Raw genomic sequence first — 18,560 nt, forward strand, 5'->3', positions numbered from 1 at the left:
GATAACATAACGACACACAACTACTTTGCTTGTTAAATTTTAGCATAGTTTACCTGATTAATGTGTCATGATTTATTACCAAAACCCTATGTATTGTGTAATAAATTGATTAACAAATACCAAGTAACCCTAAAATAATTCCAAGAATCATAATGCCAAACATCACAACATTGATATTTACTTTTTTACGTAATAACCAGAACGTAATCAATGTCACAGTTAATGGCACAATCCCTACAAATAGTTGATCTAAGTAATCTTGAATTTTAATTGGATCAGAACCACTGACTGTTACTTCTAAAATCGTTTTGAATTTTACAGTTGAAGCAGTCATACTTCCCATCATCAGTAACCCAACCATACTAGATGCTTTAGTTAGTATTTTCATACCGCCACTTTCATATAGTTTTTGAATGAAGTTGGCCCCAACAGAATAACCTGTATAAAGAGCATAATAATGAATAATAAAAGCCGGAATATTGTAAAGGGCTAAGAAAACGATGGCTCCCATAACTGATCCAGTACTGGCAATTGAAATCCCAATACTTGCAGCAATGACACGTAAAATACCCCAAAAGAATGAATCTCCGATACCTGATAAAGGTCCCATCAATGATGCTTTAACAGCAGTGATTGAGCTTGCATCAAAATTCTCATCTTCACTATTTTGTTTTTCCATTGAAGTCACAAGACCCATAATAAAGTTATTAATATGCATGGTAGCATTAAACCACGTTGTATGACGGACAATCGCGTCTGCTCGTTCTTCCTCTGTTTTGTAGTAACGATTGATGACTGGAAGTAAAGTATAGATAACGCCTAACGCATGGTATTGTGTCGCTCCTGTACGACTGGCATTCATTGTCCATGAACGCCAAAAGACTGAGCGCATCATTTTTTTATCTTCAACTGACATATCTTGTTTTAGTTTCATGCGAAAAAGTCCTCCTCTTCTTCTTCTTTACTCATTTCACCACTGGCAACTTTTCCTTGTGTAGTTGGTAAATTCATCATTTGTACATCACGTTGAACCATCATCACACAAATGACAATTCCAACAGCCGCCACCGCAACAGCTGGTAATTTCAAGTAAGCTGTTAAAATAAACCCTAATAAGTAAAAGACAGATAATTTATTGTCCCAAAGCAATTTCATCAACATCGCAAACCCAACAGCTGGTAATAAGCCGCCTGCCGCACTCAAACCATTCATCACATTTTGAGGAATGTTGTTTACCATAACGGCAACAGGTTCACTTCCAAGTAGGACCCCAACAAATGAAATCGCGGCAATAATAAAGTAATAGAAAATCCATGTCCCATAATGTAGTGCCACAATTTTTCGTTGATTATTTTCACGTGCAACACGATCCAGCATTGGGGCAAAAATATTCATCAAAACATTTTTCAAGAACATCACCACAAACGCTGCTAACATCCCAATTGGAATGGCTAGTGTAATTGCCGCTTTTTGTTCAACGTTTGCAATAATCGCGAATGTTGTCGCAAGGGTTGTTGCTGTCACTGGTTCGGCAGAAATCACGCCACCAATATTCACATTTCCCATAAACACGGCTTCAAGTGCTGCTCCCATCAAAACACCTGTTTTTAAATCTCCCATCAATAGCCCTGTTACCAGTCCAACAACTAACGGACGTTCCAACATACTTTGACCTGTTAAATAGTTACCAGCAAAACAGATAAACACACTAAGTCCTGCCATAAGTGCATGCATTAACATTTTTTATCCCCCTTAGACATTTTTCAATGCTTTTTTCAATTCTAATTTTGGATTAGTCGGTAAAACTTGATTGTAGCTATCCACCTGTTCTAACTCTGATAATTCTTTGGCAGCCGTTAATTCATCTGGATTAAGTAACACGCTTGGAAAAATCGTTGTTTTGTCTTTTGGATCTGATTTATCAAAACGACCCGCATTTGCTACGTTCACTGTTTCTACAGCATCGACGTGTTGTGCAATTTTATTCGCATCAGACACACAGTTCACAATCACAAACATGCGTTTATCTTTCCCGCGAGGGTCATTAAATAATTCAATCGCATCATCTACTGAACGAACTAACAACTTCATCCCATTTGGTACAGCCATTTTTAATGTCATTTGCATCACTTGATTTTTTGCCGCCTCATCATTTGCTACTACTAAAAGTGGGGCATTTAATTCTTTTGTCCATACAACTGCTACCTGTCCATGGATTAATCGGTCATCTACTCTAATTTGTGTAATCATCTTTTCTCCTCCTAAAAAATATCGTCCTCTTCTTCTATTGTGGTTGAAACCAGTTGAACCTGTGATTCTTGAATTGCAGCTAATACCTCTTCTTTTGACAACATGCCAGTATTTTCATGGAACATAATGGATAAAATAATAGCTAAATTTGAATTTGATACCAACATGATATTGTCTTTCCCTGACGTCATAATTTCTGCTGCGATTTTTTGATTCACACTTCCACCATATAAATCTGTGAATACAATTCCCTGACTATCTTCACTAACCTCTTGAATAAATTGTTGAACTTCCGGTGTGTAATCATCATCCGTGACATAAGCATCTATTACTTGGACGTTGTCTCCACTACCTGTTAAGATGTTCAACGAGTTTTGTAACCCACTAGCAAATTTGCCATGTGTGGCAATTAAATAACTTCTCTCCATTCTTTTCACCTCTTCACTTTTATATAAGCAAGTATGATGCCAACTTTCAAAACAATAGAATGCGGTTACAAAAGCCTTTTAGGTAAATTATACTGTTTAAACACTTTTCTTTTTTCCTAAACAACCTAAACACTTAAAAAAGACAGTGTTTCTTAAAGTTAAGAAACACTGTCTTTTAATGATTATTTAATTATCTTTTTGAAAAAAGGCATCCAATAAGGCACGTACTTCATCTGTTGATTTGGTATTCATCAAACTAACACGTAAATCACTGGCTCCTGGAAAGCCTTTAACATAAATTTTAAAGAATCGATGCAAACCAACAATGGAACGTGGCACTTGTTTAGCATACTCATCTTGTAAGTCTAATTGAAGTCTCAATAGCCCTAATAAGTCTTCTGTTGAATGATTTTTAGGTTCTTTCTCAAAGGCATAGGGATTTTTGAATATCCCTCTTCCTATCATGACACCATCCACACCATATTTTTCGACTAACTCAAGCCCCATCTGTCGATCAAGCACATCACCATTAATGGTAATGAGTGTATCAGGAGCAATCTCATCTCTTAATGCTAATATTTCTGGAATTAATTCCCACTTAGCAGGTACTTTACTCATTTCATCCCGTGTTCTTAAATGAATCGACAAGTTAGCGATGTCTTGTTTTAAAATATGTGCCAACCAATCAATCATCTCATCTTGCGAATGATACCCTATACGTGTTTTCACACTAACTGGTAGTCCACCTTCTTTTGCTGCGGCGATTAATTCAGCTGCTACATCTGGACGTAAAATTAATCCACTGCCTTTCCCTCGTGTGGCCACATTAGGAACCGGACATCCCATATTAATATCAATGCCTTTAAATCCCATCTCTTTTAATTCTTTACTCATCTGTCTAAAATATTCTGGATTATCTCCCCAGATATGTGCCACAATAGGTTGCTCGTCTTCTTCAAAGACTAATCTTCCTTGAACACTTTCTTTACCATCCGGATGACAAAAACTATCCGAGTTAGTAAATTCGGTAAAAAATACATCTGGTGCTCCTGCCTTTTTCACCACATGACGAAATACCACATCCGTCACATCTTCCATCGGAGCTAAAATAAAAAATGGCTTTGGTAAATCTTGCCAAAAATTGGTTGTCATATCAGTTTCTCCGTTCTAAATCCTTTTACTAAGTCACTTGGTATTATACTAATAATGATAGAAAGACGCAAAGCAGAAAACTCCCTTCCGAATTTACACTAGATAAATACACCATAAGTCTGATATATATATTTCAACTTATCATCTATCATAAAATTAATAAAACAACAACATTAATTTAGTTAACGTATATTCCTTATTTAAAGAAATGAAAGTAATAGCTCTTATCATTATACTGAAACACACCTACCCAAATAAAATTTTAATAATAAAAAACCATCTACCTAATATAACTTAGTTAGATGGTTTAAAGTGCGTATACTATTTTTTCATATCATATAATCGTGCATGTTTGACATCTTCAATTGTTTGTGTTCCTGCTAATTGCATCACTCGTTTTAAGTCTGTTTCAAAGTATTCTAAAACAGATTTAACACCTTTCCATCCACCTAAAGCCAAACCAAATAATACTGGACGACCTAGAGCAATGATATCTGCTCCACTTGCTAGTGCTTTAAAGATATGCTCTCCACGACGAACACCACTATCAAATACGATTGGCACACGTCCTGCTACAGCTTCTGAAATGTCAGCTAACACTTCAAACGAGCCTGGCGCATTATCTAATTGACGTCCACCGTGATTTGATACCCAAATACCTGCTGCTCCAGCACCAATCGCTAATACCGCATCTTCTGGTGTTTGCACTCCCTTAACAAAAACAGGTAAACCAGAGTATTCCGCAATAAACTTCACATCGGCTGGTTCAATTTTTTGTTTTGATTGAGCGTAAATGTTATTTAGTGACATGTTTTCTCCAGAACCTGTTAAGTAACGAGAAACAATTGGCATACCAAATGGGTAAACAAATTTATTTTCTAAGTCACGTTCACGGTTACCACTCAATGTTGCATCTGCTGTTAAAATAATGGCTGTTGCCCCATCTGCTTTTGCTTCATCTAGGATGTTTTTATTCATCTCTTCGTCTTTACTCATATAGATTTGGAACCAACGTGGATTACCATTTAAACCAGCATCAATTTCTTCAAACGTCGCACCAGAATAAGCGCTAATTGACATAATGGTTCCACCAAATTCTGAAATTCCTTTAGCTGTTCCTGCTTCTTTTGTTGCATGAGCTAATCCGTGAGCTGCAATTGGAGCCATAATAAATGGTACTTTCAAGTCATGTTCGAAAATTTTTGTTGAGGTATCTGGGTGTTCGACGCCAGCTAATACACGAGGTAAAATCCCTTTACTTAACCATGCTTCGTCATTACGTTGTAGCGTAAATTCTTTTCCTGAACCACCTGAAATATAGTCAAATCCACCTTTAGGAACGACTTTACTTGCTGCTTCTTCTAATCTATATGTACTAATTACGTCGATTTCTTGCTCAATTGTTGGTGCGTTATATGTTTGTTGTTCTGTCATGTTTTTTCATCCTTTTTAAACGTTTTTTTAAGTGTTGTTTTCTAATTAAAATAAAATATTGGTGACTGGTACAGTAAATGGTGCTAATGCTACGACCGTTAACCCTGTTACCACGATTGACAGGCCAGACATTGCGCCTTGAACCTCTCCCAGTTCAATTGCTTTTGCTGTTCCCATAGCATGAGATGAGCTACCTAGTGCGACGCCTTGAGCCACTGGATCTGTGATGTTAAACCATTTAAAAATCGTTGGTCCCATCATGGCTCCAATAACCCCTGTAAATACTACTACCGCAACCGTTAATGAGACAATACCTCCTAATGAATCCGATACACCCACAGCAATCGCTGTCGTAATAGATTTTGGTATCAATGTTGCGCCCATCTCTCGTTCAAATCCAAATAACAAACTAAACGCATAAATCATCACAGTGTGAAAAATAACACCGCTAAAAATCCCGGTTAAAATCGCTGGATAATATTTTTTCAAATACACGAAATTTTGTTCTAACTTAATGGCTAACGCCACTGTTGCTGGTGTGACAAAGAGGCTTAAAAACTGTCCACCTTTTTTATAAGTGTCTAGTGGAATATCCATAAAAACAAGTATTAAAATAAGCGCGACAATCGCAAATACTAATGGTGTAAATAAGGGATTCTTTGGCCATTTCTCTTTTAATTGTCCTGCTAATAAATACAAGCCTACTGTCAAGCTAATCCATAAAAACGGACTTTCTAACACATTAGATAACATCAACTTCCACCTCAATTTCTTCAAGAGAATCTGTTGCATTTGTTTCCGCTTTCAATTCTTTGGACTTAATAGCTTGGACAATGCGTCCAACAACCCCCATCATTAACATGGTGGTAATCGCCATAATAACAAGTAATTGCCACCATGTATTGGCTAGCACGCCAAAGTTTGATATCAACCCAACACCAGCAGGGACAAAAAAGATTCCCATATTATTTGTTAACCATGTTCCCACTTCATTGACTTGATCCATCTTAATCCATTTGAAATGAAGAGCACAGAATAATAGCACCATACCAATCACACTTCCGGGAATTGCGATTAATTGGGATAGTAAAGCAGATATCACTTCACCTATTAATGAAAATAAAAAAATCCAAAAAAGTTGTTTAATTTGCTTCATAAAAATCAACTCTCTTTCGTTTTGTAAACGTTTTATTAAGACTAATATAGCATGAGAACCATTCTTTGGATAATATTTTTTGCTTATGGTATTATAAATATTACTTATGTAAATAGCATTTATATACATTTTACTTATGAGTGTTTTTTCACAATATTTGAAAGGGGTTTCTCATGAATTTAAAAGATTTATTATACTTTAATCACTTAGCTCATACACTTAGCTTCACAGCAACAGCCGAACATTTTTACGTTTCTCAGCCATCTATTTCAATGGCTATAAAACGATTAGAAAACGAACTAGATACCATTCTAATTGATAGAAAAAGAATTCACAAGAAGCTTAGTTTGACTGAAACCGGTGATATTTTATATCGTTATTCTCATCAAATTTTAAAGTCAGTTGAACAAGCTGAAGAAGAAATTCATGATTTTAAACATCAAATCGTCTATTTTGGGTTCTTACCAACGATTGGTGGATATTTTATGTCCCGCCTTTTACCTCATTTAAAGAAATTTTCTTCCTCAATGAAATTTATTGAAGAAGAAAGTTCCGACACGATGCTAGAACTCGTCAAAACTGGTAAAGTTCCCATTGCCATTATTGGGAGTGATGAACCAACGTTCAATGATAACTCACTCATCCAAATTCCTTTAAAACAAGAAGACATGGCGTTATGGGTTTCAAAAAGCAACCCTCTTTCTACCAAAAAAAAAATCTCCCCTACAAGTTGTAAGGAAGATGTGTTTATTTCACTTGAGAAAGGCTACATGCACCACCGTATTTTTGATGACTGGGTTCGCTCTCACCATTTAAATTCTATTCAGACAATTTACACAAAAGAAATTCAAACAGCTCTCTCTATTGCCAGTTCAACTAATATGATTGCTTTTTTAAGCGACATTTTAGTGCGCGAACATTCTGGACTGGTAAAAGTTGAACTAGAGCAACCTCCTCAAATCTATATTAGTCTTATTGTGAATAAAAAAATTCATCAATCCAATACGTTTCAAACTGAATTTAATCAAACGATTATTGATTTGACTAAAAGCTTTGGGAAACCTTTTAAAGTAGAGTAATCATCTATTTAATGTGACGTTGGTGAGTCGGTTAATGTATAGGTCAATGTTGCTGTATAAGTATCTTGTAAATTTCCAGCTGGGATTTTTAATTGAATTTTATCTGTTGGATACTGTATAGTCCAGCTACCATAACCTTTACCGACATCAGCTGTCACAATATTAACAGCATCTTCACCAGAAGACACAATCTTTCCTTTGTCATCTCCAGTAAAGGCATTATCTGTTGTCAATGTATTAGGTAAAATGGCGCTAGTATCACCATTTGTTGTGGTTGTTGGTGTCACACTAGGATAAAACAATTGAGCACCAGTCAGTTGCTTATCTTTAGTACTTCCTGTAAAATGACTCAATTTGGTAGACAATTGCCATCCAGGAGCATTACCACTTAGTTCTTGAATAGAAATATTCACATCATTTGAATTAGTCGTTACGGTATCTTCTGCTGAAATAGTCGCATCTTTAAATGTAATATCTGATGCCTCTGTCAATTTTAATGTCTCTGTCGGAGCCACCAATTTAAATGTAGCAGTCGCATCTTTATTAACAGATTCAGCAAACGTCACACTACTTGTCATTAAAGCAATAGCGGACAAGCTTAACCCAAATAGTATGTTCTTTATATTATGTGATTTCATTCTATCTCCTCCTAAATTATATTGTTGGTCCATCTGTTAAGGTATAAGTCAATGACGATTCATAGTTTCCCGCAAGGTTACCTGCAGGTATGTTTAATTCTAATTTATGAGTTGCATCATACGTTCCCGTCCATTGACCATTTCCTTTTCCAGATACAGATTTTATTAATACTTTATTACTTGGTGTATTTGAAGAGTTAATCCTTATACCCTTGACTAAAGAATCTTCAAAGCTTTCATCCGTTGCGAGAGTTTCAGGTGTACGCTCAGCCACATCAACTGTTGCATTTGTCGTCAATGTAATGGCTGGATAAAACAATTGAACACCTTTTAATACTCGACTATTGGAGGAATCTTTAAATTCGCCTAAAGATACAGAAAGAGACCAACCCGGAGCATCTCCACGAATGTCAGTTATGACAAGATTAGGTGATTGTTCTTCTGTTAATGTCATATCTGTAATACCTATTGCCTTAGATCCAAAATTTAAATCAGATGCTTTAGTAATCTCTAACAATGAAACAGAAGGATCGGTATTTTGGATTAAGTTAACTGTCGCTTTTTGTGTCTTAGTATCCATATCTACTGCTAATACAGTTTCTCCTATGATTAGAGTAGATAAAAGTAAGGTAAAACAAAACAATATTTTTTTCATAGTACTTCTCCTAACTTGTAATCTGTTTATTTTACGCCATCAACTAATTGCCAAGTCAATGTTGCTTTATAACCAGTATTTGCAGTAATACTATTAGTTGGAGCACTAAAAACTATATGTTCATTATCTGTTGCACCAGCTTCTGCTGTATATCTTGCTAACCATGTTCCTCGTCCTGTTCCCTTATCAGCTGATAATAAGGTTTGTACCCCTGTATTACCAGCAGACAAACTAATATCATGTGTCTTAGCAAGGTCAACATCACTACCATCTACAGTATCATTACTTGTAACAGCTTCACCATTTTTAAATGATATAGTAGCACCCGTAATTGGCTTATTCGTATTTTTAGTATCAGTTGGAACAAAATCTCCTAGAGATACATTTAATTTCCAACCTGCTGCAGTTCCTCTTAAATCACTCACTTGATAAAATCTAGGCGTATCATTCTTAACATTGGCTGTCACAGTTTTACTTGTAATCTCAATATCACTACCAAAATCTAAGTTAGATAAATAGTTAATTTGTAAAGCACCAGTTTGTCCAGTTGTATTTCCATCATTTGGATCGGTTGGACCTGGTTTAGTAGGGTCTTTGGGATCAGTTGGGTTAACAGGTTTCACAGGAGTATTTCCTCCTGCAATAGCTTTAATCGTTGCGTTTGATTCAGCATTTTCTCCTTCTGCTGCCATAATGGTTGTACCAAAAGATGCCATAAAAATCGCACTTAAAGAAATCACACTGATTAATTTGACTTGTTTTTTCATTATACTCTCTCCTTTTTATACTCTCTCTTATTCAGCAGTTGGTGCAGCTGGTGAGTCTGATAAGTTCCATGTAAGTGTTGCTTGATATTGACCTGCATAATTATTTCCTGGAACAGATAATTGAATCGGTTTTTTTTCAGTGGTTGATCCATCTGATAATTCTAGTGCTCTAGAATTATAACGTGCTTCCCATAATCCCATACCTTGATCTTTAGCAGCAGACATCAACACTTTTGCCGTACCACCTGCATCAAACGTTTTAGCAAAACTGGTAGGTGCTACACTATGAGAGGCATCTTTGGTTGTATTAGGTGTAATTTCTGGGAAAGATAATTGTGCCCCTTTTAACGTATGTTCAGTATCATCTGATGCAACATTTTGTTCAACAAAATCACCCAATGTTAAGGTTAAATTCCAACCAGCACCTGTCCCACGACGGTCAGTCACACTATAACCTGGTGTATAGACAGTATCATCTTTTGATATATCTGTATTGTCCACCACACCAATATTAGTAATAGGTGTACCGGTAGATTTAACATATAGCGCATCTCTGGTTGTAGTCGTTGATGTTAATGATATAGCATCAAAATACAGATCCGTTGCACTCGTAATCCCCAAATCTTTTACTGGTAACATTGGGCCAGTAGATGGATATGGGTCTGTACTTGGAGGTGTAATAACGTCAGAACCTGCAGTAATTTGAACATTGGCTGTACCAGTTTTATTAAGACCTTGCGCTTCTTCAGCTACAGTTAATTGGCTAACACTAAAAAGAGTTCCTAAAACTAACAAACTAGATAAATAAATATTTTTTTTCATGTGAATTCTCCTTTTTTATTTTACTGGACTTGCTGATGGGCTATCAGATAATGCCCAGGTAACCGTTCCTTGATACGTTCCAACCATATTACCTGATGGAACAACTAATTGAATATCATCTGCTACGTCCTTCTCCAAACCTGTTGCGTCTTTATTATAAAAAACTTTAAACGTCCCCATACCTTGACCTTTTTCAGCCGTTATAATTTTTTGAAAACTATTTTTGTTTTCAGCATTTGGTGCGTATTCATTTAACGTTGGTGTAATACCAGCGTCATCTTGTGCCACAGCGTTGTCACTACCTGCTACAACTGATCCATTATTTAATGTGATATAAGCACCTCTTAACGTATTCGTTGTTCCTGGATTCGTCGTTGAATCAGTTAGTTCACTTTGTTTTATTTGTAAGTTCCAACCAGCACCTGTTCCTCGTGTATCGGTTACTTGAATGTTTCTTTTAGCAATAGATTCTGCTCCATCATTTTTTAACGAAATTTTTTGTGTTCGTCCACTTAAATTCATGTCTTTAAAATTAAAAACAATGACATTATCGATACTTAGAGGACCACTTTGTCCAGTCTCGCCAGAAGGGGTATCAGGATTTTCTGGTTTTGTCGGCTCTTTAGCACCAGGATTTACCGTAATAGTTGCCTCCGAGTTAATTTGTCCATTTTCTTCGACAGTCACTGCATAGGTTTGTAACCCTGAGACTAATACAGTTGAACTAATTAGTAATGTTCCTAACATTTTTTTCATTTTATATCTTCTCCTTTTGACTAAATTTTTTATCAATAAAAATAGATTTGATTTCCTTTCTAAAAATAATAAAAAGTAATAAAAAACCTATCATCGATACTCCTATACCTAATGCTTCCCCAGTAGAAGGAAGCCGTGCACCTGAACTGGGAATGGTACTTGACGCCTGATTAGTTGACGATGAATCACTATTTCCATTCGTTTCTTTTATAGTTTTTCTAGAAAAACTGATGGTTGCATGAGAATTCACCTTGGCGCTTGATGATGAAATATCAGATTCTGAAATAATTGTTTCAGATGTACTCTCTTTTGTCTCAGCTGTCACTTGGACTTGATAACCGAATACAAAAATCATCGCTAAAGAACATAGAAAAAGTAATTTCTTCATTTTCACATCCCTCTCTTTTATTTATGCTAAGGTGAATCTTCCAACGTCCATAAAAGTTCCCCTGAGTAACTACCTTTTAAATTACCAGCCTCTTGCTTTAAGAATATACCCGTGTCTTTATTTTTTAACTGTATGTGACTAAATAACTGATTATCTTTTTGTGTCTCAATAATAGTCGCTGATTGCCCTATACGTAAGGTATCTCCTAGTATATCTTTATAGATAACATTCCCTATAAAAGGAGACTTTTTCCCATTGACTTGTGTGATGCCTGAAGGTAGCGACGCTTTTAATTTCCACGTTGACTCTTGAATGGTATTTATAATAGAAAGAGACTCATCACTTGAATCACTCAATGGTGTTTCAGTGTCTTCTGCAGAGATAGTAACCGAACCAAAGTCTAATTTCTCAGCAATATCTTTAAATTTTAATTGCCCTTCGTATTCATAAATAATGGAAAAATCGTCATTTGGTACAGTGGTTGACTTAGTCACTTCTTTATCATGTTGATAAATTTTGTAATCTGACACAATTACAGGATTATACCCTTCATAATTTAAAACTATTTTTTTATCAGAAATTAACTTATTTAAAACTTCTTCTATATTGTCTCCAATGGTTTCTTCATAAGCATCATTTTTTACTAGTGATTTAGTTTCTAAATCACTATAAATAGGTGTATCCGTTCCCTTATATACTTGTTTAATAGTCATCTTAACAGTACTAGGCACCAAGGTAACTTTTATTATTTTGGTATAAGAGTTAACCTTTACAGGAATATCATACGTTTTATTTGGCTCCCAGTTGTTACTAGGTATAGTTATCAACATGTTACTTGGATCAGTCGACACATCTGTAATGCTGTTTCCCGATATAGCATATCCCTTTGTATTTCCATAATCCTTGGATAAGACGAACTCTCTTTTCTGACTGTCTGACGCGTTTACCCATGTTAGATAATCGATATTGTAGTCTTTTCCGAAAACATAACCATCTGTAATATTTTCGCCTTTTGGATGTACAATCACTTTTGTTGATACGAGTGTTTTGTTCCCCGCTTCATCAATAACGTTTATACCAATATCATGAACACCTAACTCATTGACCATCTTAGTTCGTTCAGCATCGCTATTGACAAATTCGACTGTCATCTTGTCATTTGTTGTGGTTTCGTCGCTATAAGTGGAAATACCATCCAATGGATTATTTAATTTAGTGGTATTCCCTAAATCAGCTTTTATTAATTTAGGTGTAGCTTTTGGTGGGATGGTATCTTTTACGGTAAATTTGATTTGAGTTGCTAGTCGTTTGTCTGTGTCCACTAAGTCAACGGTACCTATCGTTCCACCTTTAACTGTTGATAAATCCAAGTCTGTAAAGCGCCATGTCCCATCGTCTGTTGTTTGTGTCGTATAAGTCTTTCCATTTAACTTCATTGTTACAGTTGCATTTGACGCTGCTTTATCTAACTTCACGTTTCCTGGTAAATAATAATCTGTTGTACCGCTAAAGGTAGTAGCCCCATTATTTAAAAAGGCTTGATCAGATTCATTGATAAATGTCGGATCCAAAACTAACATAGGAAGCTCGACATTATTAGATATACGACTGTAATCGTTTATTTTAAATGTGTCAGGTGTTAATGTCGGATCAGACGAGCTAACGTTATTTGCACTATTTATAGTAAAATGAAGCAAACTCATCCAATTAACATTTTGCCAAATTCTTGTAGGATTTCCGATCCCTTTATCATTTTTAAGCCAAACACCGATACTTTGATCATATAAAAATAAATTAGATTGTGGTGACGTAGCATAAGCGTAGAAAAAATTTCCTGTACCAAAGTAGCGCATATCCAACACATCAGGTTTATAAACATATAAATTAGTATTGTAAGTATATAATGCCCCTCTTACTCCACTTACACTTGTCGACGCTACTTTAAAAGTAGCTCCTTGATTGACATATATATTCGCTTGACCATTAAACGTACCAGCTTGATTATTGTATGAGGTACCATTGTTATTCTGAGCTGCTGTTGTTCTTAAAGACGTTCCAACTGATGTTGCTTCTAAACTTCCATCAATATTAATAATTGAAAAGTTTCCAATATTATTAGCATAAGCTAAATAACCTATATTGTTATTACCATTATTAGTATTGTTTAAGACAACATGACTATTTTTACCAATGTATATTCTCCTATCCCCTACTGATTGAGACATTGATGTTTGTCCCTGATTATTTTTATTAATATATGAATAACCCTGGCCACCAAATGTTAAGTTAACTCCACCTGTTCCTTGACCAAATTCGTCAGGATAATTATTACCAAAAGCTTTCCCAGTAAAGTCGCCTAAGAATGTCATATTTCCAGCACGTATATTTTGTGCATAGGTCTCCACTGTTACTGTACCTAAAGAGAACACATTCGTTGCCAATCCAACAAAAAAGTTACCACCAGTATCATTACTTTTATACGCTATGTCTTCAAATACAACATTTATATTTTTTTGATAAGAAACATTTAAAAAGGCCGAATTCTGAGTAGTGGGTCTTCCTGGACTTTGTGTAACAGGTCCTCCGATGATTTTTCCATTAAATAATTTAAACTGATTTGTCGTACTATTTCCATCTATCAATAAATAACCGTTTGTCCCTGCACTTAATGTATGACCATTTAGGTTTAATTCTTTATCGCCTTTAACAATGATACTACTGGTTATGGTCATATCATTTTGAAGTTCAATACTTACTTTAGAAGTGGAACTATTAAGTGCTGTACTTAATTCAGATAATGAACTAACCTTTGTTACGGTGTAATCATCGAACGTCGGAACATCTAAAGGGGCTTGATCAATTGTGTATGGCTCTCCTACCGCTTCAACAAAACTTGGATAAGATAAACTCCAAAAAAGAATGAGACTAAATACTATCACCCATGTTTTTTTCAATCTTTTCTACTCCTTCCTATCAGATTTTCTACTCCTTTTTTTACCACCTCCCCTATTACCACCTTTTGTTTTATAACTTGTAGCATGAGAACTTCTTTTCGCTTTGTTTTGTTGCTGTTTTAATTTTGCTCTATGTCGTAAAACTAAGACTAATAAAATCAAAGATAAAAGGATAAATATGGCAATGATTAGAATATATAGCCAATACGGTTTTTCTGGTTCTTCTAGTTCTACTGCCTCTTTGTTTAACTTGTTACTCTCATCCTTAGTAATCGTAAAATCTTTAGTAAATTGCCATTTTTTAGTACCCGATGTTGCTAACAGAGATAACGTATATTTTCCTGGATTTAATCGCTCGTTATTCCACATAATAGGGTAGTCAAAATTAGAGTTAGGTGCCATCTCTAACCCCTTTTTAGTATCACTTTTTAAAACCTCTTGTTTTCCTTTTTCAGTCACTTTGGCTTCTACTGTCATATCTCCAAACATAGTTGGTTCCGTATTCTGTAAATTAGCTGTAACTGCTGTACGATAAGACACTAAATCAGGTTTTACCTCATTCAGTACCACTTCAGGTTTTACCGTTTCCTCACTTTCTCTTAACATAACCGCTTTAACCAGTTGAAATTTATTAACAATTTTTACCCCTCCAGATGCGGAATTATCTGTTCCTTGTTCAGATTCAACCACATCTACCAAAAAACCACCGAGAATCATTCCTTTGAACGGCTCTTTAGGAACCGTCATCTCAAACCTAACCTCTTCGCTTTTACCAGCCGGAACGGTTACTTGCTTTTCCTTCTCAACCAAACTTGTAAAAGGTATTTTTAGATTAGAATCGTACTTGTAATCTTTATCTTGTCTAGAGTAGTCAATAACACCATTTTGATTAGTAATAGCATTTGTTGGCGTCACTCGTAATGTTTTTTCCTCTTTGCCAGTGTTGCTCACAATCACTGTTAATGTTTCTTTTTGACTTGGTTCAACCAATAAATCATAATATGTTGCTTGCTTATCTATTTGGTTAGATACCGGTTTGACAGATATGGTATATGTCAAATCTTCATTTGAAGCATGCGCAACTTTTGTAAAAATAACTGGACTAGTCAATACAACCAATAGGCATACTCTTTTTATCAATTTTTTTAAATCCATTTTTTTACTCCTTCACCTATTTTTTTATAAAAGTTCAACTATCTTTTTATACAATACCCCCCCACAATAAAGAACAAAAAAAACAACTATTTCTGTATAAATAAATATTTAAATAGTTTTAACTGTATAAAAAAAATATTTAATATATAATTTTTCAAAAAAATATCTTATTTATATATATATATTACACTATTTTCATTTATTTTCCATTAATATACTATATAAAATAAAAAAGTAACAATAAGCATACTAAATAACATATAATAATTAACAAGTTTAATTTTTGAACTAGAACATATTTAAAAAAACGCCCATTGTTTTATTGAGCTATTTTAATTAAATAACCATTTTTTATTAAGTATTCTGTATAAATATAAATAATTTACTCTTACAGACTATTTCTTTGATTAATTTTATTGTGGTAGTTACCAAGCGATTGCGAAAAAATTCTTAGGTGAACAATATTATGATCGCTTCTTCTTAGAGTGGGATGATGAAACAAGAATCTATCAATTACTCGAAAAAGCGAGTCAAATTTTATCTAAAGAAAGATTATTACTCTCTCATCAATGTGAATTTGCTTCATGTGATTGTGGGAATGAATTAACCCAAGCACAACAATGGGCAAAAATCGACCAAGGACAAAAAATCGCGACACACTTTTGGTCAGATAGCTACGTAAATCAGTATAATTAATCAGAAAAACTCCATGAAACCTAAATTACTGTTTCATGGAGTTATTTTTTATAAATCTTTCTTATGCTCTACTTTTGTTTTTTCAGTACTCTTAATGATTAAATCTTTGTTTAACTGTTTGTATCGATTTAGAGTATAATCAGAAAAACCTTTTGTTTGTTCGTTTAAGTAGTCTGGTAACTTTTCAGGATTTTCTTTGATGATTTTTTCAGCTTCTTTATCTGTCTTTTTCATCTCTTGTGTCAAATGGTTTCTAACTTCTTTTCTCACAGGTAACACTTGATCATTTTTAAATTCTGCATAATAAGGAACTGTCAAAACATTCGTCATACGATAATTCCAGTAAGCTGATTCTGCATCTGGCTTATCGGTTCCCATTTGATATTCTTTAGGTGTTTGCGTGATTCCTGAATAAAACGGTACATAAGAACTCGTATCAGGCACACCCATTGCTAACCAGTGAATCCCGCTAATTTCCTCTGGCACATCGTTTCTAACTTGTAAGATATGCGACTCCATTGTTCTCGGTACGTTGATTGGTCGAAACTCTTCTGGTTTGCTTCCTGTATAGGTATCATTCTTAGTATTATTAAAATGATTTCTTAAAACAAATCCTACTTTTGCCACAGAAACTTTGTCATCTGGCTTTTTGAATAAATCAAAACTATCATTTTTCAAATCTAATTTTTTTGCTTCAGAGGGCGTTAAAATTTGCTGTCCTATTAATGTACGTGGAATATTGTATTGAGCATCAGACTCTTTGTCTGCAAACACATCGCGAATCGACACATCTTCTACTTTATCCGCTAGTTTATTCTTTTTAATAAAGTCTTTCAACCCTTCTGAATACATCACATTATCTTTATCATCCCAATCAATTTTTTGAATGGACAATGTATTGGCTATCACTGCATATTGATCATCTGGAACACGTACTGCCACCCACTCATGACCAGTCAATAATTCCATATACCAAATATCGTTTTTATCTGAAAAAATAATCCCATTTGTCTCGGCAGAACCTTTCTCTTTTACAATATTCCCCAAGTATTCAACACCATGCTTAGCCGATGTTATATAAGGTAATACAACAGTCACAAGAGAATCTTCCGCTATACCGTCTTTTACATGAGGATCAATTTTTAAAACTTTTTCTTTTGTTGTTGCTGATTCAGTCGCACTCATTGTAATATTTTTACTATTGATACCTGCTGACTCATACAATCCTTCAGAGTCATCCCACTCCGGCGTTGCTGTGTACTTCATTTGCTCTTTAGGTAATGTCATTTTAAAGCCATTGCCTTTAGAAACGTACTCTCTTTCATTTGAATTTTCAGGACGAACGTAAAAATGTTTAGCCCAAGCAGTCCCCATGTCTTCATTTCTTGCTATCAATGTCGAGCCATCAACTGATGCATCTTTACCAACTAACACCGTTGTACACGCTTGCACAGAGGTTGGTATACTTAACGCTAGTGCCACAAAACCTATAACTCCTGTTGCCTTTTTTATCATTTTCATTCTCCTCTCAGTTGCCATCATAGTAGCACCTAAAGAAAGCGTATACAACGAAATAAAGATGAGTTTAATTATACTTTCACAATATTAACTATAAATTTCATGTTCTTTTAATAGTAAAAAGAATTACCGAATAAACGCTGGTAAAGTCGCATTTATAATGACTATAAGCATTGGATTTTATAGTAAAAAAGACATCGTTTCAAATGACGATGTCTTTTGACTATTTACCTTTGAGTATTAAGTTTATACTTATAATTTATATTATTAAATTAATAGTAAAAAAATTTTCTAAATTCATACTTTAATTCTAAAACACTTCATAATCATAATATATTCATCTCTAGTCAGATGAACGCTAACTGTCTTAATCAAACCCAAGATAAATTTTCTTAGCTACATTCTTTTCTTTTTTAAACTCGTTAACAAGTTCTAAACAAAAAATCTTTTCAAAATCATCTGTAAAAATAACTAATTTATTTAAAAATAACTTTTTCAAATTTACCAAATGGAATCTATAGAAAATAGACAGATACTTTTTTTAATCTTGCATATATCCCATTATGCTTGAATCTCATTACCACCACCAAATGGATTCCATTTATTGATAATAAGCTAGTCTGAATCTATAAATTTGTATTATACTATTCAAAGCAAACAAAACCATGTTCAACAAAAAAACACCCTCCAAAAACGGAGAGTGCTTTGGTAT

General features: G+C 34.6%; 18 protein-coding genes and 1 pseudogene. 2 read left to right on the top strand and 17 right to left on the bottom strand.

The annotated features are described in order from the left end of the window. Positions 1–109: 109 nt before the first annotated feature. The 8 genes from MN187_RS09315 to MN187_RS09350 form a co-directional block, all read right to left on the bottom strand. Entirely contained in the window at positions 110–934 is an 825-nt protein-coding gene (locus MN187_RS09315) for a PTS system mannose/fructose/sorbose family transporter subunit IID (RefSeq protein WP_079346344.1), read from the bottom strand. Further along, the gene (locus MN187_RS09320; RefSeq protein ID WP_241699602.1) at positions 931–1,740 is read right to left on the bottom strand and encodes a PTS mannose/fructose/sorbose/N-acetylgalactosamine transporter subunit IIC; all 810 of its coding nucleotides are present in this window, start codon (positions 1,738–1,740) and stop codon (positions 931–933) included. Before MN187_RS09320 ends, MN187_RS09315 begins: the two co-directional genes overlap by 4 nt. 12 nt (positions 1,741–1,752) lie before the next feature. Then, positions 1,753–2,250, bottom strand: coding sequence for a PTS sugar transporter subunit IIB (locus MN187_RS09325; protein WP_241699601.1), 498 nt, complete (start codon positions 2,248–2,250; stop codon positions 1,753–1,755). 11 nt (positions 2,251–2,261) lie between these two features. After that, positions 2,262–2,678: a PTS sugar transporter subunit IIA gene (locus MN187_RS09330; protein ID WP_117973893.1), complete on the bottom strand. Its 417-nt coding sequence runs from the start codon at positions 2,676–2,678 to the stop codon at positions 2,262–2,264. A gap of 186 nt (positions 2,679–2,864) precedes the next feature. Then, a complete protein-coding gene (locus MN187_RS09335; RefSeq protein WP_117973895.1) occupies positions 2,865–3,830 on the bottom strand; it encodes a tRNA dihydrouridine synthase in 966 nt (321 codons plus the stop codon). Between the two features lie 321 nt (positions 3,831–4,151). After that, complete coding sequence (locus tag MN187_RS09340) at positions 4,152–5,264, bottom strand: lactate oxidase (RefSeq protein WP_117973897.1); 1,113 nt, start codon at positions 5,262–5,264, stop codon at positions 4,152–4,154. Between the two features lie 45 nt (positions 5,265–5,309). Continuing rightward, on the bottom strand, positions 5,310–6,017 hold the full coding sequence (locus MN187_RS09345) for an LrgB family protein (protein WP_117973899.1): 708 nt from the start codon (positions 6,015–6,017) through the stop codon (positions 5,310–5,312). Next, entirely contained in the window at positions 6,007–6,420 is a 414-nt protein-coding gene (locus MN187_RS09350) for a CidA/LrgA family protein (protein ID WP_117973901.1), read from the bottom strand. Before MN187_RS09350 ends, MN187_RS09345 begins: the two co-directional genes overlap by 11 nt. A 173-nt stretch (positions 6,421–6,593) precedes the next feature. On the opposite strand from MN187_RS09350, the gene MN187_RS09355 reads away from it, so the two are divergent. Next, positions 6,594–7,499 (top strand): LysR family transcriptional regulator, encoded by a 906-nt coding sequence (locus MN187_RS09355; RefSeq protein WP_117973903.1) that lies wholly within the window; start codon positions 6,594–6,596, stop codon positions 7,497–7,499. Between the two features lie 8 nt (positions 7,500–7,507). Here MN187_RS09355 and MN187_RS09360 read toward each other — a convergent pair whose 3' ends face one another. The 8 genes from MN187_RS09360 to MN187_RS09395 are packed head-to-tail and all read right to left on the bottom strand — an operon-like array spanning position 7,508 to position 15,634. After that, positions 7,508–8,137, bottom strand: coding sequence for a WxL domain-containing protein (locus tag MN187_RS09360; RefSeq protein WP_242093918.1), 630 nt, complete (start codon positions 8,135–8,137; stop codon positions 7,508–7,510). Between the two features lie 16 nt (positions 8,138–8,153). Next, positions 8,154–8,792, bottom strand: coding sequence for a WxL domain-containing protein (locus MN187_RS09365; RefSeq protein WP_117973907.1), 639 nt, complete (start codon positions 8,790–8,792; stop codon positions 8,154–8,156). A 26-nt stretch (positions 8,793–8,818) separates the two neighbouring features. Continuing rightward, positions 8,819–9,559: a WxL domain-containing protein gene (locus MN187_RS09370; protein ID WP_117973909.1), complete on the bottom strand. Its 741-nt coding sequence runs from the start codon at positions 9,557–9,559 to the stop codon at positions 8,819–8,821. A 27-nt stretch (positions 9,560–9,586) separates the two neighbouring features. Continuing rightward, positions 9,587–10,381, bottom strand: a complete 795-nt coding sequence (locus tag MN187_RS09375; protein ID WP_117973911.1) for a WxL domain-containing protein — start codon at positions 10,379–10,381, stop codon at positions 9,587–9,589. A 15-nt stretch (positions 10,382–10,396) separates the two neighbouring features. Further along, positions 10,397–11,137 carry a WxL domain-containing protein gene (locus MN187_RS09380; RefSeq protein WP_242093920.1) on the bottom strand — a complete coding sequence of 247 codons (741 nt, stop codon included), beginning with the start codon at positions 11,135–11,137 and terminating at the stop codon, positions 10,397–10,399. Position 11,138: 1 nt separating this feature from the next. Next, entirely contained in the window at positions 11,139–11,525 is a 387-nt protein-coding gene (locus tag MN187_RS09385) for a hypothetical protein (protein ID WP_242093922.1), read from the bottom strand. Positions 11,526–11,551: 26 nt separating this feature from the next. Beyond that, a complete protein-coding gene (locus tag MN187_RS09390) occupies positions 11,552–14,479 on the bottom strand; it encodes a hypothetical protein (protein ID WP_242093924.1) in 2,928 nt (975 codons plus the stop codon). A gap of 6 nt (positions 14,480–14,485) precedes the next feature. Next, entirely contained in the window at positions 14,486–15,634 is a 1,149-nt protein-coding gene (locus MN187_RS09395) for a WxLIP family cell surface protein (protein WP_242093926.1), read from the bottom strand. Positions 15,635–16,054: 420 nt separating this feature from the next. Between MN187_RS09395 and MN187_RS09400 the strand changes: the two are divergent. Further along, positions 16,055–16,330, top strand: a pseudogene (locus MN187_RS09400) (5-methyltetrahydropteroyltriglutamate--homocysteine methyltransferase); the annotation flags it as partial. A 48-nt stretch (positions 16,331–16,378) separates the two neighbouring features. Here MN187_RS09400 and MN187_RS09405 read toward each other — a convergent pair. Then, complete coding sequence (locus MN187_RS09405; protein ID WP_242093928.1) at positions 16,379–17,845, bottom strand: C69 family dipeptidase; 1,467 nt, start codon at positions 17,843–17,845, stop codon at positions 16,379–16,381. Positions 17,846–18,560 lie beyond the last annotated feature (715 nt).

Origin of the sequence: Vagococcus sp. CY52-2 (assembly GCF_022655055.1) — a bacterium.
In the GTDB taxonomy this organism is placed as follows: Bacteria; Bacillota; Bacilli; order Lactobacillales; family Vagococcaceae; genus Vagococcus.